We start from the raw sequence: 19,652 nt of genomic DNA, 5'->3' as shown, positions 1-19,652 counted from the left end.
CGCGCGCAGCCACACCGGATAACTATGAACAAGCGCCCCACGCTGAAATTGAAAACCAAGCCGGCGCCAGGCCAGGCTCCTGCCGCACCGAAACTGCGTCCCAGCTACCATCCCGACCTGAAACCGGTCTTGCAGCCAGGCTTCCAACCCGATTTGCGTGCCGATTCGCTGGCGTTTTGCCTGCTGGGCGCGGCCAATGCCGTGGCGCAAGTGCGCACGGGCACGGCCCTGCCGCAGGCGCTGGCCAAGGTGTTTGCGCAATCGAACGCCAGCCCGCAGGCGCGCGGCGCCATCCAGGATATTTCCTACCGTACCATGCGCCAGCTGGGCCGCAGCGAAACCCTGGTCGGCCTGATGACGTCGAAGGCGCCCGAGCCGCCGATGCTGGCCGCCCTGCTGTGCTGCGCGCTGTCGCTGATGTCCGCCGAGCCGGGCGAACAGCCGTACGAAGAATTCACGGTGGTCGACCAGGCCGTCACGGTCGCCACCTCGCACCCCGACCTGGCGCATGCCAAGGGCATGGTGAATGCCGTCTTGCGCCGTTTCTTGCGCGAGCGCAAGTCCTTGCTGGAAGCGGCCCTGCAGCAACCTTTGGCGCAATGGAATTATCCGCAGTGGTGGATCGACTCGCTGCGCCTGGCCTATCCGCGCGACTGGCAAGCCATTCTGACGGCCGGCAATGCCGTGCCGCCATTGACCTTGCGCGTGAATCGCCGCAAGAGCACGGTCGAAGCGTATCTGGCCGTGCTGGCCGAGGCGGGCATTGCCGCGCGCCAGGTGGGACCGTTCGCCGTGCGCCTGGACAAGCCGATCGGCGTGGCCTTGATCCCCGGCTTCGAGCAGGGCGTCGTTTCCGTGCAGGATGCTGGCGCGCAATTGGCCGCGCCGCTGCTGGATTTGCAGGATGGCATGCGCGTGCTGGACGCCTGCGCGGCGCCGGGCGGCAAGACGTGCCATATCCTTGAGCTGGCCGACGTGCAGGTGACCGCCATCGATGCGGACGCCAAGCGCCTGCCGCGCATCGCGGAAAACCTCGAGCGCCTGGGCCTGGACGCCACCTTGAAGGCGCAGGATGCGCAATCGAGCGCGTGGTGGGACGGCCAGCAGTTCGACCGCATCCTGGCCGACGTGCCGTGCACGGCTTCGGGCATCGTGCGTCGCCATCCTGATATCCGCTGGTTGCGCCGCAAGGGCGATGCGTTCCAACTTGCAACACTTTCATCCAAAATTCTGGACAACCTGTGGCAGATGCTGCGCCCCGATGGTAAATTGCTGTTCGTGACATGTTCATTGTGGCCGCAAGAGTCCGAGGCACAGGCGGCGGCATTTGCGGTACGCAATAATGCAACCCGATTGACAGCGCCTGGCCAGCTGTTGCCGACTGGCAGCGCGGAGCAGGACCACGACGGTTTGTTCTATGCGCTATTCCAAAAAAATGCGGCTTGAGCGATTCGTCGATACTTATCCTACGGACTACACCGGCACACTTGTGACAACACGACTCTTCCGACTCCTGGCCCTGCTGCTGATGCTGGCATGTACCATGCCACGCGCGCATGCCGCCGATATGGTCGAGATCACCCGTGCCTACATCGAGTCGAGCGAAGAGGGCTACAAGCTGGCCGCCACGTACTCCTTCGAGCTCAATCACGACCTCGATGATGCGGTGCAGCATGGCGTGCCGCTATATTTCACGACCGAAATCGAACTGACCCGGCCCCGCTGGTACTGGTTCGATGAAAAAGCCATCGTGGCGCGCCAGACCAGCAAGCTGTCCTACAACGTGCTGACGCGCCAGTATCACGTGTCGGGCGTGGGCTTGCAGCAAAGTTTCCCCACCCTCGACGATGCGCTGTTCCTGATCCGCCGTCCCAGCCGCTGGCTGGTGGCGCGGCGCGGCGAGCTGAAAGTGGGGCAGACATATAACGTCACCTTGCGCATGGGCATGGACCGCGACTACCTGCCCAAGCCGATACAGGTCAATGCCTTCAATAACAGCGACTGGCGCCTGGCTTCGAATAAAAAAACCTTCTTGTATACGGCGGAGTAGTGAGTCAAGCATTGCGCTATCTGCTGGTAGTGGGCGGCGGCATCGTCAGTATCCTGCTGTTCCTGCTGGCGTCGGCTTCCGATAATTCCGGCTTTTTCGACCGCTACTACACCTGGCTGCTGGGCTTGAACGCGGCCGTGGCCGTGTCCCTGCTGGCGCTGGTGGGCATTTCCCTGGCGCGCCTGTACGCGCGCTACAAGAGCGGCAAGTTCGGCTCCAAGCTGATGACGCGCCTGGTGATGCTGTTTGCCGCCGTCGGCATTCTGCCGGGCCTGGTGATTTTCCTTGTGTCCGTGCAATTCGTCTCCCATTCCATCGAATCCTGGTTCAACGTCAAGATCGAAGCGGCGCTGGAATCGGGGATTGAACTGGGCCGTGCCGGCCTCGATGCGGCCCTGGTCGAGCTCGACCACCGGGGCCGCAAGGCCGTCGAAAAACTGGGCGCCGACCCGGTGGCCGGCCCGGCCGTGCTGACCAGCCTGCTGCGCGAAGAGGGCATGCAAAATGTCATGCTTGTCAGCGGCGACGGCGTGCTGCTGGCCAGCGCGGGGCCGCATAGCGCAGCCGACTTGCCGACGCCGGCCATGCTGGTGCAGGCGGCCTTGCCGGCCGGCTATGCCTCCGCCGAGGGCGGGCTGGAGCTGCACGACGATGGCACGGAGTCGGGCGGCGGCGGTTTCCGCTCGGGCTTGCCGGCGTCGGTGGAAACGGCGGCCAGCCTGCGCCTGCGCGTGCTGGTGGCCGTGCCGGGGCCTTCCGTCTCGCCCCGCTACCTGCAATTGCTGCAATCGGTACCGCCCAAGCTGGCGACGAATGGCGAAGTGCTGCGCGCCGCCTACAGCGAATACAAGGAACGTTTCGTCGCGCGCGTGGGATTGCGCAAGATGTACATGGAAATCCTCACCTTGACCTTGCTGCTGGCCATCTTTGGCGCCATCGGCAGCGCTTTCCTGATCGCGGGCAACCTGGCCCAGCCCCTGCTGCTGCTGGCCGAAGGCACGCGCGCCGTGGCCGAGGGCGACCTGTCGCCGCGCCCCATCGTCGCCACCAAGGATGAACTGGGTACCCTGACGCAATCGTTCAACATCATGACGCGCCAGCTGCTCGATGCGCGCACGGCCGTGGAAAGCAACCGCGCCGCCCTGCAAAACGCCAAGGCCCACCTGGAATCGGTGCTGGCGAACATGTCGGCCGGCGTGATGGTGCTCGACGGCGATTTCAAGCTGGTAACCTGCAACGAGTCGGTCGAGCGCATCCTGCAGCATTCGGGCATGAGCATGGTGGGCCAGCCGCTGGCGCATATTGCTGGAATGGAAGAATTTGGCGGCGCCATCATCAGCGCCTTCACGGCGCAAAGCGCGCAATCGGCGTCGGGCCGCAACCAGCAGCGCCTGCACTGGCAGCGCCAGATCGAGATTCCCCGCCGCCTGGGCAGCAGTGCCGATGAGCATGACATCACCTTGCTGGCGCGGGGTTCGCGCCTGCCGCTGGAGTCCGGCAGCGGCTACATCGTCGTGTTCGATGATATTTCCGACGTGATTTCCGCGCAGCGCTCGATCGCCTGGGGCGAAGTGGCGCGCCGCCTGGCGCATGAAATCAAGAATCCGCTCACGCCGATCCAGCTGTCGGCCGAGCGCCTGCAGATGAAGCTCGAAGGCAAGCTGGAGCAGCCGGACGCCGACCTGCTCAGCCGCGCCACCACCACCATCGTCAAGCAGGTCGATGCGATGAAGCGCATGGTCGACGACTTCCGCGACTATGCGCGCACGCCGCCGGCCGTGCTCACGCCGCTGCGCTTGAACGAGCTGATCGAAGAGATACTGAACCTGTACCTGCGCGGCGACGATGGCGACATCATCCATCCGCTGCTGGCGCCGAATCTGCCGATGGTGATGGGCGATCCGACCCAATTGCGCCAGGTGATCCATAACCTGCTGCAGAATGCGCAGGACGCGATGACCGACTTGCCGCCGGACTCGCCGCATCCGCGGATTGACGTAAGGACGGAAGCAATTCATTATCGCAGTGCGGACGGCGGCGTGAATATCGCCGTGCGGCTGGCCATCAGCGACAATGGCCCTGGTTTCGCGCCAAAAATCCTGGCGCGGGCTTTCGAGCCGTATGTGACCTCGAAGGCGCGCGGCACGGGATTGGGCCTGGCGATGGTCAAGAAAATTATCGATGAACACGGCGGACGCATCGATATCGAGAACCGGGTCGACGGCAATGGCGCTTCGGTGGTCATTTTGCTGTTAAAGTTAGCTCCCGACACTCCTGCCCAGGAATTCCTGGCGTGAGGGTCTGGTTTAGTATTTAAAACACTAATAAAATCATAGTTGTCCGCCGCGTGCATCTTGTGCGCGACGGCCGGCGAAATGAGGAAGGCAAGACACGAATGGCAAACATACTCGTAGTGGATGATGAAATGGGTATCCGTGAGTTGCTCTCGGAAATTTTGGGCGACGAAGGACATGCTATCCAGCTGGCCGAAAATGCGCAGCAGGCGCGCGAAGCGCGTGCCGCGGGTGCGCCGGATCTGGTATTGCTGGATATCTGGATGCCCGACACCGACGGCGTCACCCTGCTCAAGGAGTGGCAGCGCGACGGCTTGCTGACCATGCCGGTAATCATGATGTCGGGCCATGCCACCATCGATACGGCGGTCGAGGCGACGCGCATCGGCGCCATGAACTTCCTGGAGAAACCGATTGCCCTGCAAAAACTGCTGAAGGCGGTCCAGCAAGGCTTGACGCGGGCACAGGAAACCGTGCGCGCGCCGAGCGTGGCGCCGCGTCCCGTGGCACCCGTGGTGGCCGAGGAAAGCAGCCATCCCGTGCCCAGCTTTGGCGGCAGCGCGCCGCAACAGCTGATGGTACGCCCGGGCATCGCCGTACCGGCGGTGGCCGAAGGCCATGGCTACAACCTGTCGTTCGACTTGCCCCTGCGCGAGGCGCGTGACGCGTTCGAGCGCATGTATTTCGAACACCACCTGGGGCGCGAAGGCGGCAGCATGACCCGCGTGGCGGAAAAAACGGGCCTCGAACGCACCCATTTGTACCGCAAGCTGAAACAGCTGGGCGTCGAACCGGGCAAGCTGGCCAAGAAAAGCCTGTGACGGCAGCCGTGCGGCGTCCGACGCCGCTGACCCTGGTCAGCGGTGGACGCGCCGCCGGGCGCGAGGCGGCCATCGCGCAAGCCTTGCCGCCGGACCAGCCGGCCGCCGTGATCCTTGAAGGATTGGCTGACGGTAACGGCATCCTGGCCGACCTGGCCGAGCAAGTTTCTCCATCCCCATCATTTCCATTGCAACTGTTGCGTATCGCGCCCGGTTGCCTGTGCTGCAGCGGCAATCTCGTATTGCGTGTAACATTGAATCGTCTGCTGCGCCATCCACCCGCGCGCTTGTTCATCAGCTTGGCCGACGCCTCGCACATCGAACAATTGCGCACCTGGCTCACCGCCAGTCCCTACGATGCCCTGCTGGCGCTGCAAGCAGACATGGTGGTTTCCTGACGATTTCCTGATCGACTTACCGCAAACGCAGTTTGCATCTCGTTACAACTCTGTAGCCCGCAGGGTGGCATGGCCGCTTGAAATGGCGCCGTGTAACCCCACCTCTGTTCTGACACCGCAGGAGCTTCTCCTGCTTGAGCGAAGGATGCAAAATGAACCTGATCTATAACAGCGAACAATATAGCGTCGTGGAATTCGGCGTCGATGGCAACCTGGAAGCCTTGCGCTTTGGCGGCTATGAAATCGTCGACAAGGGGGGCAAGCGGGAAACGTTTATCGCCGGCATCCTTGCGCAAAACTTCCGCCGCGACGTGACGGAGCTGATCGCCAGCGAACCCAGCATGGAAGAGATCGATGAATTTTTGGGCAGCTATGATTCCCTCATGAGCCAGCCCGTGCTGTTGCATTAGGGTGATGGCTATCGCCGCCATACCAATCCGCCAGGCGGCGTGGTATGGTGGCCGTGTTATCCCGCTGCAAACAGACCATGTGCCAACTTCTTGGAATGAATTGCAATGTCCCTACGGACATTGTCTTTAGTTTTACCGGCTTCGCCATGCGTGGCGGCCATACCGATACCCACCATGACGGCTGGGGCATCGCCTTTTTCGAGGGCGCCGGCGTGCGCCATTTCGTCGACCACCAGGCGGCCATCGCCTCGCCCGTGGCCGAACTGATCAAACGCTACCCCATCAAGTCGCGCAATGTCATCGCGCATATCCGCAAGGCCACGCAAGGCCAGGTGGCGCTGGAAAATTGCCACCCCTTCGTGCGCGAACTGTGGGGCCGCTACTGGGTCTTTGCCCACAATGGCGATTTGAAGGAGTTTCACCCCGTGCTGACGGGCAGTTACCGCCCCGTCGGCTGCACGGACAGCGAACTGGCTTTCTGCTATCTGCTGCAGGAGTTGCATGCGCGCTTTGGCGATGCCCCGCCGGCGTTGCCGCAACTGCATGCCGCCCTGGCGGAGTTGTTGCCTGGCATCGCCGCCCACGGCACCTTCAACATGATGCTGTCGAGCGGCGAGGCGCTGTTTGCCCATTGCTCGACCAGCTTGCACTATCTGGTGCGACAACATCCGTTTCCAACTGCTAAACTCTCCGATGAAGACCTGAGCGTGGACTTTTCCCAGGTGACGACCCCCCAGGACAGAGTGGCCGTGATCGTTACCCAGCCGCTGACGACGAATGAGCAATGGACGGCGTTTGCGCCGGGTGAATTGAAATTATTTGTCGACGGGATGGTGCAAGAAACCCCTGCGCCCTAATTTGTTGACGACAATAAACTGGATTGCTGCCAAAATACCCACAGCGCGGGCGGAATTCAGCTAAAGTATTGTCAATAGTGAACCTTGATGCGGGCGCGGCGCGGCCGGTGTCACTCGACGTGATTGATGAAGAGTTAATGATCGATATTTCCAGCAACGACATCACCCCGAAACCCTTGCGCGTGCGCGAGTTCTATCTGGGGCGACAACCTATCCTTGACCGCAATCAAGCCTTGTTTGGCTATGAGTTGCTTTTCCGCAACGCTCCGGTCGGTCCCGCCAACATCACCAGCGACCTGTCCGCCACGGCATCCGTTATCGCCCACGCTTCCCAGCTGGGCATGGAAAAGGTCATCGGCGACGCGCTCGGTTTCGTCAACGTCGATGCCGACGTGATCATGAGCGACATCTTCGTGTTTCTGCCGCGTGAAAAAGTCGTGCTGGAAATCGTCGAATCGATGCCCGTCACGCCGGAAGTGCGCGCGCGCATCAGCGAACTGGTGGGCCATGGCTTCACCTTCGCGCTGGAAAACGTCGTATCCGATACGTCGCAAGTGCAGGAACTGCTGCCACTGGTGCAGTACGTCAAGATGGACATGAGCACGGTCGACCCGAAAGTGCTGGCAGCGCTGGCGCCCCGTTTCAAGCAGGAAAACAAGAAACTGGTGGCGGAGAAGGTCGAGACGCGCGAAGAATTCAAGTCGGGCCTGGATCTGGGCTTCGATTACTTCCAGGGCTATTACTTTGCCAAGCCGGCCATCATGACGGGCAAGAAGCTGTCGCCGTCGCAACTGGCCGTCATGGAACTGATGACCTTGGTCACGTCGGACGCCGACAACATGGATATCGAGCGCGCCATCAAGCGCGACGTGTCGCTGGCCCTGAACCTGCTGCGCCTGGTCAATACGCCGGCCGTGGGTGCGCGCCAGCGCATCGATTCGCTGAGCCAGGCCGTGACCGTGCTGGGCCGCCGCCAATTGCAGCGCTGGCTGCAAATCATGCTGTACGCGGAACCAAGCAAGCGCGGCCATAGCATGACGCCGCTGCTGATGCTGGCCACCACGCGCGGCCGCCTGCTGGAATTGCTGGCGCATAAACTGCGCCCGAACCACGCCCATTCGGCCGATATCGCCTTTACGGTCGGCATCATGTCCCTGATGGATACCCTGTTCGGCGTGCCGATGTCGGAAATCCTCAGCCAGATCGAAGTCATCGACGAAGTGGCCGAAGCACTGCTGTCGCGCGAGGGCTTCTATGGCGACCTGCTGCGCCTGGCCGAGTGCATCGAGCGCATCGAAGACATGGAAGGCGAGATCGTGCCGACCTTGCGCGACCTGGCCATGTCGCCGGACGACCTGGTGGAGCTGGAAATGGCCGCCTACGAATGGAGCGATAACGTAGTCCGCTACGCGCTGTAGATCGGATTAGCGCGGCCGCCAGGCCACGCGTAATCCGACGACATTGTTGACGCTGATCGTAGTGATGTCGGATTACGGCCTGCGGCCTAATCCGACCTACCCGATTTATCTAAAAGAGCCCTGCACGGCGTCGCCGTGGCAGGGCTTTTTTACGCCGCTACGCGGCGGCGCCGGGCCAGTGCTTGTGCAGCTCGGGGTCGGTGCGCAATTCCCACAGGGCGAGCACGACGACGGCGATACCGACGAGCAACTCGTTCCACATGACGACGGGCTGATCGGCGAGCCGCAGTACCCATGGCGAGGCCGCCACCCAGACGCCGACCAGCAGGTTGACGACGACGGCCCAGAAATAGGTCTTGTACAGGTCGAAGGCGGCCAGTACGGCGATCACCAGTCCCGAGACAAAGGCGTTGATCATCTGCGGTGAACCCTCGGGATAGGAAAAGGCCCAGGGCGAGACGACCAGCCATAGGCCCAGCAACAGGATCACTTGATCCTGCCAGCGTTTCAGTTTGAAATTGGTTGCCATATATCCTCCTTGCCGGTTGGGAACGGGCCGGAGCGGGCATGCAGCATGCCAGCCGGCATACTGCGTTAGTGCGCTTCGGCGCGCGATAAGTTCCGCGCGCCTTGTGCATATATTATGACAGATTGGGTGCCAGCCAGCGTTCCACGTCCTCGATGTTGACGTTGCGGCGCTTGGCCATGTCTTCCACCTGGTCCATGCCGATCTTGCCGACGACGAAGTATTTCGACTCCGGGTGGGCAAAATAGAAGCCGGAGACGGCCGCGCCGGGGAACATGGCATACGATTCCGTCAGCTGCATGCCGATTTCCTCGGCCTGCATGACCTCGAACATCTGTTTCTTGACCGTGTGCTCCGGGCAAGCCGGGTAGCCGGGCGCGGGGCGGATGCCGACATACTTTTCGGCGATCATGTCGTCGTTGCCCAGGTGTTCATCCGGCACATAGCCCCACAAATCCTTGCGCACGCGCTCGTGCAGGTATTCGGCAAACGCCTCGGCCAGGCGGTCCGCCAGGGATTTGAGCATGATGGACGAGTAATCGTCGTGCGCATCCTCGAAGCGTTTTTCGTATTTTTCAATGCCCAGGCCGGACGTGACGGCGAACATGCCGATGTAATCCTTCACGCCTGATGCCTTCGGTGCAATGAAGTCGGCCAGGCACTGGTTCGGACGCTGCACGCCGTCGACCACGGGCTTGACGCCTTGCTGGCGCATGCCGTAATAGGTGAACGCCACGGTACTGCGCGTATCGTCCGTGTACACCTCGATATCGTCGTCATTGACGCTGTTGGCCGGCAGCAAGGACACGACGCCATTGGCCGTCAGCCAGCGCCCGTCGATGAGTTTTTTCAGCAAGGCCTGGCCTTCCGCGTACACCTTGGTGGCCGCGTCGCCCACCACTTCATCCGTCAAAATGGCGGGGAAGGGACCTGCCAGGTCCCAGGTCTGGAAGAACGGGCCCCAGTCGATATAGTTGGCCAGCGTGGCCAGGTCGACATTCTTGAACACGCGGCGGCCGATGAACTTCGGTTTCACGGGCGTGCAGGGGCCGTCGAACGGCACGACCATCCTGTTGGCGCGCGCCTGCGCCAGCGGCAAAATCGGCAGGGCCTTCTTGTTGGCGTGCTGCTCGCGGATGCGCGCGTAATCGATTTCGATATCTTCCACGTATTTGTCGCGCTGCTCCGGCGTCAGCAACGATTGCGCCACGGATACGGAACGCGAGGCGTCCGGCACGTAGATCACGGGGCCTTCGTAGTTGTGCGCGATTTTCACGGCCGTGTGGGCGCGACTGGTGGTGGCGCCGCCGATCAGCAGGGGGATCTTCAGCATGCGGAAGTGTTCGTCGCGCTGCATTTCCTTGGCGACATACGCCATTTCTTCCAGCGATGGCGTGATCAGGCCCGAGAGACCAATGATGTCCGCGTTTTCCACCTTGGCACGCGCGAGGATTTCCGAGCACGGCACCATCACGCCCATGTTGACCACTTCGAAGTTATTGCACTGCAGAACGACGGTGACGATATTCTTGCCGATGTCATGCACGTCGCCTTTCACGGTCGCCATGATGATCTTGCCTTTCGGCTTGGCGACGATGCCCGTGCGCTTTTCTTCCAGCAGCTTTTCTTCCTCGATAAACGGGATCAGATGGGCCACGGCCTGTTTCATCACGCGCGCCGATTTCACCACCTGCGGCAGGAACATCTTGCCCTGGCCAAACAGGTCGCCGACCACGTCCATGCCGGCCATCAAGGGGCCCTCGATCACGTGGATGGGGCGCCCGCCATTGTGCAGCAATTCCTGGCGCGCCTCTTCCGTGTCTTCCACGATGAATTGCGTGATGCCGTGCACCAGCGCGTGCGACAGGCGCTCCTGTACGGTGCCTTCGCGCCAGGCCAGGGTTTGCGCCTCGGCCTTGCCGCCCGCCTTCAGGGTGCCGGCAAATTCGATCATGCGCTCGGTCGAGTCTTCGCGGCGGTTCAGCACCACGTCTTCCACGCGCTCGCGCAATTCCGGGTCCAGGTTGTCATACACGCCCACCATGCCGGCGTTGACGATGCCCATGGTCATGCCGGCCTTGATGGCGTGGTACAGGAAGACGGTGTGGATGGCTTCGCGGGCTGGATCGTTGCCGCGGAAACTGAAGGACACGTTCGACACGCCGCCCGAGATCTTCGCGTACGGCAAGTTTTCCTTGATCCAGCGCGTGGCGTTGATGAAGTCGACGGCGTAGTTGTTGTGCTCTTCGATGCCGGTGGCGACGGCAAAGATGTTCGGATCGAAAATGATGTCTTCCGGCGGGAAGTCGAGCGCATCGATCAATAAATGGTATGCGCGGGCGCAAATCTCGATCTTGCGCTCGAAGGTATCGGCTTGCCCTTTTTCATCGAAGGCCATGACGATGACGGCTGCGCCATAGCGGCGGCACAGTTTTGCCTGGCGCAGGAATTCTTCCTCGCCTTCCTTCATGGAAATCGAGTTGACGATGGCCTTGCCTTGCACGCATTTCAGACCTGCTTCGATGACGGACCATTTCGACGAGTCGACCATGATGGGCACGCGCGAAATATCGGGTTCCGAGGCGATCAGGTTCAAAAAGCGCGTCATGGCGGCCAGCGAATCGAGCATCGCTTCATCCATATTGATGTCGATCACCTGCGCGCCGTTTTCCACTTGCTGGCGCGCCACCGACAGCGCTTCGTCGTATTGCTCGTTGAGAATCATGCGCGCGAACGCTTTCGAGCCCGTGACGTTGGTGCGCTCGCCCACGTTGACGAACAGCGACTCGTCATTGACGACGAACGGCTCCAGGCCCGCCAGGCGCAAGTCGTGCGATGGGGCCGGCACGGTGCGCGGCGTGTTTTTCGACAGCAATTCGCCGATGGCGGCGATGTGCTCGGGCGTGGTGCCGCAGCAGCCGCCCGCCATGTTCAAGAAGCCCGCGTCGGCAAATTCGCGCAGCAGGGCGGACGTGTCGGCTGGCAACTCGTCGAAACCCGTGTCGCTCATGGGATTGGGCAAGCCCGCATTCGGGTAGATGCACACGAAGGTGTCGGCGATCTTGGCCAGCTCTTCCGCGTACGGGCGCATCAGGGCGGCGCCCAGCGCGCAGTTCAGGCCGATGGTCAGCGGTTTTGCGTGGCGCACGGAATTCCAGAAGGCGGGCACGGTCTGGCCCGACAAGATGCGTCCCGAGGCGTCCGTGACGGTGCCGGAAATCATCAGCGGCAGGCGCACGACATCCGGGTTTTGCTCGTAGAACAGGTCGATGGCGAACAGGGCCGCCTTGCAGTTCAGGGTATCGAAAATGGTTTCCACCAGCAGCACGTCGGCGCCGCCTTCCACCAGGCCCTGCGTCTGCTGCAGGTAGGCGGCCACCAGCTGGTCGAAGGTGACGTTGCGCGCTGCCGGGTCGTTGACGTCGGGCGAGATCGATGCCGTCTTCGGCGTGGGGCCCAGGGCGCCGGCGACGAAGCGCGGCTTGTCCGGGGTGGAGTACTTGTCGCAGGCGGCCCGCGCCAGCTTGGCTGCCTGCACGTTCATTTCATAGGCCAGGTGGGCCATGTGGTAATCGTCTTGCGCGATGGTCGTGGCGCCGAAGGTATTCGTTTCGATCAGGTCGGCGCCGGCCGCCAGGTAGCGCTCGTGGATTTCCTGGATGATGTGCGGCTGCGTCAGGGTCAGCAGCTCGTTATTGCCCTTGACGAACAATTCGCGCGCGCCACTGTCGGCTGGGGCGGCGAAATCGATGAAGCGGCCGGCGGGACCGCCACGGTAGGCTTCTTCGTCGAGCTTGTACTGCTGGATGATCGTGCCCATGGCGCCGTCGAGGATCATGATCCGCTGCGCCAGAATGGCGCGCAAGGTGGCTTCGGTCGGGGACATGGCGGGGATCACGGTATCGTTCATTTCATGCTTTCAATAGGCAAACGGGCGGCGGCGCGGCGACAAGACTGGTACGAGGCGGATGCGGGCCAGCAGGATCAGCTGACGGAGAGTGCCGGCCGGGTAGGGCAGGCAGAAGGTGGCAATCGCCTGATTTCACCGGGTCTAAAATTATACGGCATCAGGCTGCTTTGGTTTTAAGCAAAAGCGGCCGTACGCCCCACGGCTGGCCTTCTTGCAACACATCGCCTCCTGCCACGCCTGCCGCTGAAAATTACATTCCTGAAAATCTTACTCAAAACGTTAATTCTTCCGCCAAAGTTGGCAGAAGAATACCGCCCTCTAGGCTGTGGAAAAATTTCCACATTATTTGTGCTGCCTCAGCATATTTTTAATGAATTGAATGGCAATAGCTGCAAAGGAAATTAATTTTGATTTAAGGCAATACAGAGTGAGGGAAATAGTACTCAGAATAAAGTTTGCCAAGCAGATATTTTAACTATTATCAAAACCAATTGAATCAAAAGCATTAATAGTTGTCTTTGGGAATCGAATTAACCCATAATATTGGTTCTTAGAAATTAAATTCTCACCAAAAGTCACCAATATGTCACATTTATCTCGTGTCCTCCCCGGCATCGCGCTGCACAAACATGGTTGCCAGCCATGAAAAACCATCTGCTCGTAGCATTGTTTGTCGTGCTGGGCCTGTCCGCCTGCGGTGGCGGTGGTGGCGGTGGTGGCGACACGGTGGTGGCGACCACCTCGGGCACGCCCGTCCTGATTCCTGCCGTGACGGCCGTCTCGGCGGCGAATGTTGCCGTGGGCGGCAGCCTGGTGGTCACGGGCACGAATCTGAGCCGCGTGACGGCCTTCCAGGTGGGCGGCGTGACCGTTGCCACCAGCGCCGCCAGCGAGACCAGCGTGACCCTGGCCATGCCTGGCGTGCCCGTCACGGGTGCCTTGAGCCTGGTCAGCGCCAGCGGTACGGCGGCCACCAGCTATAACGTCAATGTGTACCTGCCGCTGAGCGTGGGCAGCGTCGCGCCGGCGACGGGCGGTGTCGGTTCCAGCGTGACGATCATGGGCGGCGGCATGGGCGCCGTGACGGCAGTACAGTTTGGCAATGGCGCGGCGGCAACGCCGCAAAGCCAGACGGCCAGCAGCGTGACAGTGGTGGTGCCTGCGGGTGCAGCGACAGGCGCGCTGACGGTGCGCGGTCCCTACAACGATGTGATCAGCAGCGACGCGTACACGGTCCTGGCCAGCGTGGCAGTGACGTCGATCACGTCGGCCGTCAACGGCGCGACCTTGTCGGTGACGGTGCAGGGCAGCAATCTCGACCAGGTCAGCTCGGCTTCGGTGGGCAATACGCCGGCCGTCATCGTCAGCGCCAGTGCCAGCCAGCTGCTGCTGTCCGCGCCAGCCTCGGCAACGGGCAATGTGATGCTGTCGGCCGCTTCGCGCATCGCCGTGAATGCGGGCACGGTGTCGGCCTTTACCTTGGGCAGCATTGATTTCGCGCAAGTGCTGAATTTGAACGCCAGCAATACGGCCTTGCGCCTGACGCGTGGCAAGCCGGCCGCCGTGCGCGTGTCCGTGCTGGCCACGCAGGCGGGCCAGGCCAGCCCGGCCGTGACCTTGAATGCGACCGCCGCCAATGGCAGCAACCTGGGCAGCATCGCAATGACGGGGCCGGCGCTCTTGCCGACGACGAAGAACGATGACAGTTTCAATGGCAATTTCAGTGCCGTCCTGCCCTCCGGCTGGATCTTGCCCGGCGTGCGCGTGCGCGTGACGGCCGTCGGCAATGACGGCGTGCAAGTGAGCCAGGAAGCGGCACCCATGGTGGCCAGCCTGGCCAGAATCCGTCTGGTGCTCGTTCCCTTGAGCACCGACGATGGCGTGGCGCAACTGCCGGACGCCGAGGTGATCCGCGCTGCGCTGTTGCGCGTGTATCCGTATGCGACGGAAAATATCAGCATCACTACGCGCGCCGCGCTGAGCATGCCAGGCAGCAGCACGGCCGACAGCTGGTGGAGCGATACCCTGGGCAAGCTGGAAAACAAGCGCGCGCTGGAAGACAGCGGCGCCTATTACTATGGTTTCGTGCCGAGAATGTCTTCCACCCGCGCCGCCGGCCTGGCCTACATCAACCAGCGCAGCAGCGGCAGCGACTTCACGTCGGCCATCGGCCTGGATGCCCGCTTCAACAGCATCGCATCGGTCGATCCATTCGGCAATCAATGGCCTGAATGGCTGACCACGCTCGTGCACGAGCTGGGCCACAACCACTCGCTGCAGCACGTTGCCTGCGGCGGCCCGGCCGGCGCCGCTGCCGATTACCCGTATGCGGATGGTAATCTGGGTCCGCAACCCCTGTATAACAGCAACTATGCGGGCAGCATCGGCCAGCTGAGCAAGGCAGTCTATGGCAGCACGCCGATGAAAGACGTGATGAGCTATTGCAGCGGCGCCTGGTTCTCCGACTACAGCTATGCGCGGGTGCAGCAATTCCTGGAAAAACGCAGCACGCAGGGGACGGGCAGCAATGTGCTGGCCGCCAGCATGTCCGTGGCCGAGAACGGCTATCTGACCATTTCCGGCCGCATCACGCCAGCCGGCGTGGCCTTGCGCCCAGCCGTTGCCTCGTCGGCGCGCATCGGCGCCGCTGCCAGCGGCAGTGGCCATGCTTATACCTTGCGCGTGTTGACGGCGTCCGGACAGACTATCGACTTGCCCTTCGATGGCGTCTCCGTGGCCGACCATGGCGGCAACGCCATGAGCCACTTCCGCGTCAGCTTCGCCAATCCGGGCGAAATCAGCGATGTGCAAGTGCTGGCAAATGGCAAGGCTTTAGCCAAGCTGGAACGCCCGGCGCGCCGCAGCAAGGCTGCCGCCAACGATGCCACGTTTGATGCGACGCAAAGCGGCGGCCAACTGGTGCTGGTTTGGAATGCCGAGGCGGAACCGTATGCCGCCGTCATGTACGTGGCTGCCGATGGCCGCAAGACGGTGGTTGCCAGTGACTTGACGGGTGGCAAAGCCAATGTCGACGTGAGCGCCGTGCCGGCCGGTGGCCGTTTCGAAGTCAGCCTGTCGTCGTCCGTGGGCGCACGCCTGATGAAGGTGCAGCGCCGCTAAGCGCTGTGGCTGGATACAAAAAAGGCTTGCCGCAGCAAGCCTTTTTTTATGGCCATCGGCATGATGGCGCGGTGCAACCCGGTGAAGTCAGGCGAAGCGTTTGCCTTCGAGGGGGAAGCCCTTGATGAATTCGGCCGCGGGCAGGCGCTTGCCGCCCGGTTTTTGCAGTTCCGTCAGGCGCAGTGAGCCATTGCCGCAGGCCACGACGATGCCGTGCTGGGCGTCGGCTGCCAGCACCTGGCCGGGCGCTTCCTTGCTGTCCGCTTCGAGCACGTCGGCGGCCCAGATCTTGATGGTGGTGCCATCGACCTGGCCGCAGGCGCCGGGAAACGGATTGAAGGCGCGGATTTTCAGGCCCAGTTCCAGTGCCGGCAGGCTGAAATCGAGCGCCGCTTCTTCCTTGGCGATCTTTGCCGCGTAGGTGACGCCCGCTTCCGGCTGCGGCACGGCTTCCAGCGGCTGCTGCTGCATCTTGCGCAGGGTTTCGACGATCATCTTGCCGCCCAGGGTGGCCAGCTTGTCGTGCAGGGTGGCGGTGGAGTCGCCCGCTTCGATGGGCGTGCGCTCGATGGCCAGCATGGGGCCCGTATCGAGGCCTTCTTCCATCTGCATGATGGTCACGCCCGTTTCATCGTCGCCCGCTTCGATGGCACGGTGGATGGGCGCTGCGCCGCGCCAGCGCGGCAGCAATGAACCGTGGATATTGATGCAGGGTTTGATGTCGAGCGTGCTGCGCGGCAAGATCAAGCCGTAGGCCGCCACCACCATCACGTCGTAGTCGGTGGCCAGCAGGCGCGCGTGGGCTGCCTTGGCCTCGGCGGCGCGCTGCGGGTCCTTGCTGTCCATGCGCAGCGACAAGGGCTGCAGCACCTCGATGCCATGCTGCTGCGCATATTGCTTGACGGCCGAGGCGTGCAATTGCATGCCGCGTCCGGCAGGGCGGTCGGGCTGGGTCAGCACCAGCGGAATCTCGAATCCCGCTTCGTGCAAGTCTTTCAGGGCCGTGGCGGCAAATTCAGGCGTGCCTGCGAAGATCACTTTCATATTGTTCCTTGACGTGAGGTGTACAGGCCCGCGCCCAAATGCGCCAGGCTGGCGTGGTGTGACGACTTCTGTTGCGGCTTAGTCTATCAGCAGTGGCTTAGAAGCGGCGGTTCTGAGCGCGCAGGCTCGCTTCGCGCTCGAGACCACGGATTTCCTTGATCATCTTGGTCTTGATGCGGTTGCGCTTGAGCGGCGACAGGTATTCGACGAATACCTTGCCCAGCAAGTGATCCATCTCATGCTGGATGCAGACGGCCAGCAATCCATCGGCTTCCAGTTCGAACTGTTTGCCGTGGCGGTCCAGGGCGCGCACCTTGATGCGGGCCGGGCGCTCGACGCCATCGTAGACGCCAGGCACGGACAGGCAGCCTTCATCGTAGACCTGCTTTTCTTCGCTGGCCCAGGTGATTTCCGGGTTGATGAACACTTGCAGCTGGTTTTTCTCTTCGGTGATGTCGATCACCATCATCTGGATATGCTCGTCCACTTGCGACGCGGCCAGGCCGACGCCCGGGGCGTCGTACATGGTTTCGGCCATGTCGTCGATCAGGGTTTGCAGGCGCGCGTCAAATTCGGTGACGGGCTTGGCGATCGTGTGCAGGCGAGGATCGGGGTAACGCAGGATATTTAATATGGACATACGGATTCGACTGGTTAAGGTGGGCGCCGGTGCGCCGGATTATTCATGCCTGGGCCATGCGAACGATGGCAGGGCTATTTTATTTGAGTACGCTACGGTTGGGCGCGTATGGCACAACGGCGCGGCAGATGCGTTTGCCAGTGCGCTATTCGTCTGCTGCAAAGGGAAATTTTATCACAGACGCCCATGCTCCTGTGGATGACGGGCCGTTTTGCCCGGCCATTGCGCGCATTGTTGCGCGCGTCGGTATCGCGTGCGCGCCATGGCGCTAGCATGGGATGGCACAGTACACAGCGAGGTTGTCATGCATGCAATTGCCACGACGGCAGACGCGGCCACGGAACTGGCGGGCTGGCTGCGCCTGCAGCATCTGCCAGGCGTGGGGCCGGTGGCGGCGCGTGCCTTGCTGGTCAGCTTCGGCTTGCCGCCGGCCATCTTCAGCGCGTCATTCGAGGCCTTGCGCGAAGCGGTGCCGGCCAGCGTGGCGCGCGCCATCGTGCAGCCGCCCAGGCCGGTGGCCAACAGCCAGCTCGAGCTTACTCTACAGTGGCTGCAAGGCCCCGGCAATGCCGTGCTGACCCTGGCCGATGCCGCGTATCCGCCCCTGCTGCTGGAAATCGCCGATCCGCCGCTCTTGTTATATGTACGGGGGCGGGCAGAACTGCTGTCGCGTCCCGGCGTGGCCATCATCGGCAGCCGCAATGCCAGCGCGCAAGGCATGCAGAATGCGGCCGCCTTTGCGCAAGCCCTCAGCACGGCAGGCCTGACCATCATTTCCGGGCTGGCGCTGGGCATCGATACGCACGCGCACGAGGGCGGCTTGCGCGGCGCGGGGGCCACCGTCGCCGTGATCGGCACGGGTGCCGATCTGGTGTATCCGCGACGTAACCTTGATCTGGCGCAAAGAATTGCCGAACAGGGTTGCATCGTCAGCGAATATGCACTGGGGCTGCCCGCCATGCCCGGTAACTTTCCGCGCCGCAACCGCCTGATCAGCGGCCTGGCGCGCGGCGTGCTGGTGGTCGAGGCGGCCGCGCAATCGGGTTCCCTGATCACGGCGCGCCTGGCCGGCGAGCAGGGACGCGATGTGTATGCCTTGCCCGGTTCCATCCATGCCACCCTGGCCAAGGGTTGCCATGCGCTCATCAAGCAGGGCGCCAAGCTGGTCGAGTCAGCCGATGACGTGCTGCAAGAGCTGCAGTGGCTGGGCGGCATCCCCGGCGCGCCGGCCGTGGTGGAAGACGAACCGCCGCTGCTGGCCGTGCTGGGCCATGATCCCCTCGATGCCGATACCCTGGCCGCGCGCAGCGGCCTGGCCATGGGCGCGCTGATGGGCGAATTGCTGGCGCTGGAGCTGGCGGGCCGGGTGGAGCGCTTGCCAGGAGGACTGTTTCAACGCTGTAAATGACAGCTTGTCACTTGTGTGGCGGCCTTGCCGCACGGCGGCGCTTTGTCGGCGCGCACCCTTGTGTCGCAGCGAACTTAGCTGATAGAGTAGAGCCATGTTCGATATCCTGGTGTACCTCTACGAGACTTACTATCGCCCCGATGCCTGCCCCGAGCCGGCAGTCCTGGCGCGCAAACTGTCGGCCGTCGGTTTCGACGACGTGGAGATTTCCGAAGCGCTCGTGTGGCTGACGGATTTGAATGCCATGGCTGGCGTCGAGCAAACCCTGACGGCCAGTTCCACGGGCACGCGTTTCTATGTACAGCAGGAAAGCGACGTGCTGGGCACGGCCGCCATCGGCTTCATCCAGTTCCTGGAAAGCGCCAAGGTACTCTCGCCGCTGCAGCGCGAAATCGTCATCGAACGGGCGCTGGCGCTCGACGAGGCACCCGTGTCGCTGGGCAAGCTGAAAGTCATCGTGCTGATGCTGCTGTGGAGCCAAGGCAAGGAACCGGATGCCCTGATGTTCGACGACTTGTTCGTCGACGATGAAGACCTCCCGCCGCGCTTATTGCACTAATATATAGCCGTATTCTTCGCTGTCTGCCCGACCCTGGCACCGCTGCCGCGCCATCCCCTTTACCATGTGCTGCACCAGCGCGCCCGCCAGCCTGTTGTGTTTGCGCTTGCGCATTCTTGCTTGCAGATAACTTGCCGAATTCTTCAATAGGCGCTTATCATTGGCCGCTTGACAAGACCACAAGTCACACGGCCTTG

Annotated in this window: 15 protein-coding genes; 11 read left to right on the top strand and 4 right to left on the bottom strand. The window is 62.2% G+C overall.

Annotation, left to right across the window (positions count from 1 at the left end):
• The first annotated feature begins 24 nt into the window (after positions 1-24).
• The 8 genes from rsmB to O3297_RS28120 all read left to right on the top strand — a co-directional run bounded on the left by rsmB (position 25) and on the right by O3297_RS28120 (position 8,248).
• Complete coding sequence (gene rsmB, locus O3297_RS28155) at positions 25-1,446, top strand: 16S rRNA (cytosine(967)-C(5))-methyltransferase RsmB (RefSeq protein WP_034784714.1); 1,422 nt, start codon at positions 25-27, stop codon at positions 1,444-1,446.
• Positions 1,447-1,543: 97 nt separating this feature from the next.
• Positions 1,544-2,050 (top strand): DUF4390 domain-containing protein, encoded by a 507-nt coding sequence (locus O3297_RS28150; protein WP_225317180.1) that lies wholly within the window; start codon positions 1,544-1,546, stop codon positions 2,048-2,050.
• Entirely contained in the window at positions 2,050-4,347 is a 2,298-nt protein-coding gene (locus O3297_RS28145) for a PAS domain-containing sensor histidine kinase (protein WP_305051199.1), read from the top strand. The genes O3297_RS28150 and O3297_RS28145 overlap by 1 nt, the downstream gene beginning before the upstream one ends.
• A 98-nt stretch (positions 4,348-4,445) precedes the next feature.
• A complete protein-coding gene (locus tag O3297_RS28140; protein WP_034784724.1) occupies positions 4,446-5,165 on the top strand; it encodes a response regulator in 720 nt (239 codons plus the stop codon).
• Positions 5,162-5,563 (top strand): hypothetical protein, encoded by a 402-nt coding sequence (locus tag O3297_RS28135; protein WP_052140360.1) that lies wholly within the window; start codon positions 5,162-5,164, stop codon positions 5,561-5,563. The genes O3297_RS28140 and O3297_RS28135 overlap by 4 nt, the downstream gene beginning before the upstream one ends.
• Before the next feature lie 152 nt (positions 5,564-5,715).
• Positions 5,716-5,973: a DUF3567 domain-containing protein gene (locus tag O3297_RS28130; protein ID WP_070253841.1), complete on the top strand. Its 258-nt coding sequence runs from the start codon at positions 5,716-5,718 to the stop codon at positions 5,971-5,973.
• A gap of 77 nt (positions 5,974-6,050) precedes the next feature.
• Positions 6,051-6,830, top strand: coding sequence for a class II glutamine amidotransferase (locus O3297_RS28125; RefSeq protein ID WP_305051196.1), 780 nt, complete (start codon positions 6,051-6,053; stop codon positions 6,828-6,830).
• 137 nt (positions 6,831-6,967) lie between these two features.
• The gene (locus tag O3297_RS28120; RefSeq protein WP_034784728.1) at positions 6,968-8,248 is read left to right on the top strand and encodes an EAL and HDOD domain-containing protein; all 1,281 of its coding nucleotides are present in this window, start codon (positions 6,968-6,970) and stop codon (positions 8,246-8,248) included.
• Positions 8,249-8,405: 157 nt separating this feature from the next.
• Here the strand turns inward: O3297_RS28120 and O3297_RS28115 are convergent, their stop codons facing one another.
• A complete protein-coding gene (locus O3297_RS28115; protein WP_070253839.1) occupies positions 8,406-8,777 on the bottom strand; it encodes an SPW repeat protein in 372 nt (123 codons plus the stop codon).
• Positions 8,778-8,889: 112 nt separating this feature from the next.
• Positions 8,890-12,684, bottom strand: a complete 3,795-nt coding sequence (metH, locus tag O3297_RS28110) for a methionine synthase (protein ID WP_170846497.1) — start codon at positions 12,682-12,684, stop codon at positions 8,890-8,892.
• A 642-nt stretch (positions 12,685-13,326) separates the two neighbouring features.
• Between metH and O3297_RS28105 the strand changes: the two genes are divergently transcribed.
• A complete protein-coding gene (locus O3297_RS28105) occupies positions 13,327-15,804 on the top strand; it encodes an IPT/TIG domain-containing protein (protein ID WP_305051194.1) in 2,478 nt (825 codons plus the stop codon).
• An 87-nt stretch (positions 15,805-15,891) separates the two neighbouring features.
• Here O3297_RS28105 and fmt read toward each other — a convergent pair whose 3' ends face one another.
• On the bottom strand, positions 15,892-16,848 hold the full coding sequence (gene fmt, locus O3297_RS28100; protein WP_070278290.1) for a methionyl-tRNA formyltransferase: 957 nt from the start codon (positions 16,846-16,848) through the stop codon (positions 15,892-15,894).
• A 97-nt stretch (positions 16,849-16,945) separates the two neighbouring features.
• A complete protein-coding gene (gene def, locus O3297_RS28095; protein WP_034784735.1) occupies positions 16,946-17,488 on the bottom strand; it encodes a peptide deformylase in 543 nt (180 codons plus the stop codon).
• 304 nt (positions 17,489-17,792) lie between these two features.
• Between def and dprA the strand changes: the two genes are divergently transcribed.
• The gene (gene dprA / locus O3297_RS28090) at positions 17,793-18,896 is read left to right on the top strand and encodes a DNA-processing protein DprA (RefSeq protein WP_305051193.1); all 1,104 of its coding nucleotides are present in this window, start codon (positions 17,793-17,795) and stop codon (positions 18,894-18,896) included.
• A gap of 94 nt (positions 18,897-18,990) precedes the next feature.
• Complete coding sequence (locus tag O3297_RS28085) at positions 18,991-19,455, top strand: DUF494 family protein (protein WP_034749287.1); 465 nt, start codon at positions 18,991-18,993, stop codon at positions 19,453-19,455.
• Positions 19,456-19,652 lie beyond the last annotated feature (197 nt).

The sequence above is a fragment of the Janthinobacterium sp. SUN128 genome (assembly GCF_030587275.1).
Taxonomy (GTDB): domain Bacteria; phylum Pseudomonadota; class Gammaproteobacteria; order Burkholderiales; family Burkholderiaceae_D; genus Janthinobacterium; species Janthinobacterium lividum.
Note: the sequence above shows the minus strand (reverse complement) of the source record. Positions and strands in the feature narration are given on the sequence as shown.

Excerpts from the sequence above, each read along its gene's own strand:
- O3297_RS28085 (WP_034749287.1), top strand. The coding sequence starts at position 18,991 with ATGTTCGATATCCTGGTGTACCTCTACGAGACTTACTATCGCCCCGAT.
- O3297_RS28120 (WP_034784728.1), top strand. The coding sequence starts at position 6,968 with ATGATCGATATTTCCAGCAACGACATCACCCCGAAACCCTTGCGCGTG.
- O3297_RS28115 (WP_070253839.1), bottom strand. The coding sequence starts at position 8,777 with ATGGCAACCAATTTCAAACTGAAACGCTGGCAGGATCAAGTGATCCTG.
- O3297_RS28125 (WP_305051196.1), top strand. The coding sequence starts at position 6,051 with ATGTGCCAACTTCTTGGAATGAATTGCAATGTCCCTACGGACATTGTC.
- metH (WP_170846497.1), bottom strand. The coding sequence starts at position 12,684 with ATGAACGATACCGTGATCCCCGCCATGTCCCCGACCGAAGCCACCTTG.
- O3297_RS28150 (WP_225317180.1), top strand. The coding sequence starts at position 1,544 with ATGCCACGCGCGCATGCCGCCGATATGGTCGAGATCACCCGTGCCTAC.
- rsmB (WP_034784714.1), top strand. The coding sequence starts at position 25 with ATGAACAAGCGCCCCACGCTGAAATTGAAAACCAAGCCGGCGCCAGGC.
- dprA (WP_305051193.1), top strand. The coding sequence starts at position 17,793 with ATGCATGCAATTGCCACGACGGCAGACGCGGCCACGGAACTGGCGGGC.
- O3297_RS28130 (WP_070253841.1), top strand. The coding sequence starts at position 5,716 with ATGAACCTGATCTATAACAGCGAACAATATAGCGTCGTGGAATTCGGC.
- O3297_RS28140 (WP_034784724.1), top strand. The coding sequence starts at position 4,446 with ATGGCAAACATACTCGTAGTGGATGATGAAATGGGTATCCGTGAGTTG.
- O3297_RS28105 (WP_305051194.1), top strand. The coding sequence starts at position 13,327 with ATGAAAAACCATCTGCTCGTAGCATTGTTTGTCGTGCTGGGCCTGTCC.
- def (WP_034784735.1), bottom strand. The coding sequence starts at position 17,488 with ATGTCCATATTAAATATCCTGCGTTACCCCGATCCTCGCCTGCACACG.
- fmt (WP_070278290.1), bottom strand. The coding sequence starts at position 16,848 with ATGAAAGTGATCTTCGCAGGCACGCCTGAATTTGCCGCCACGGCCCTG.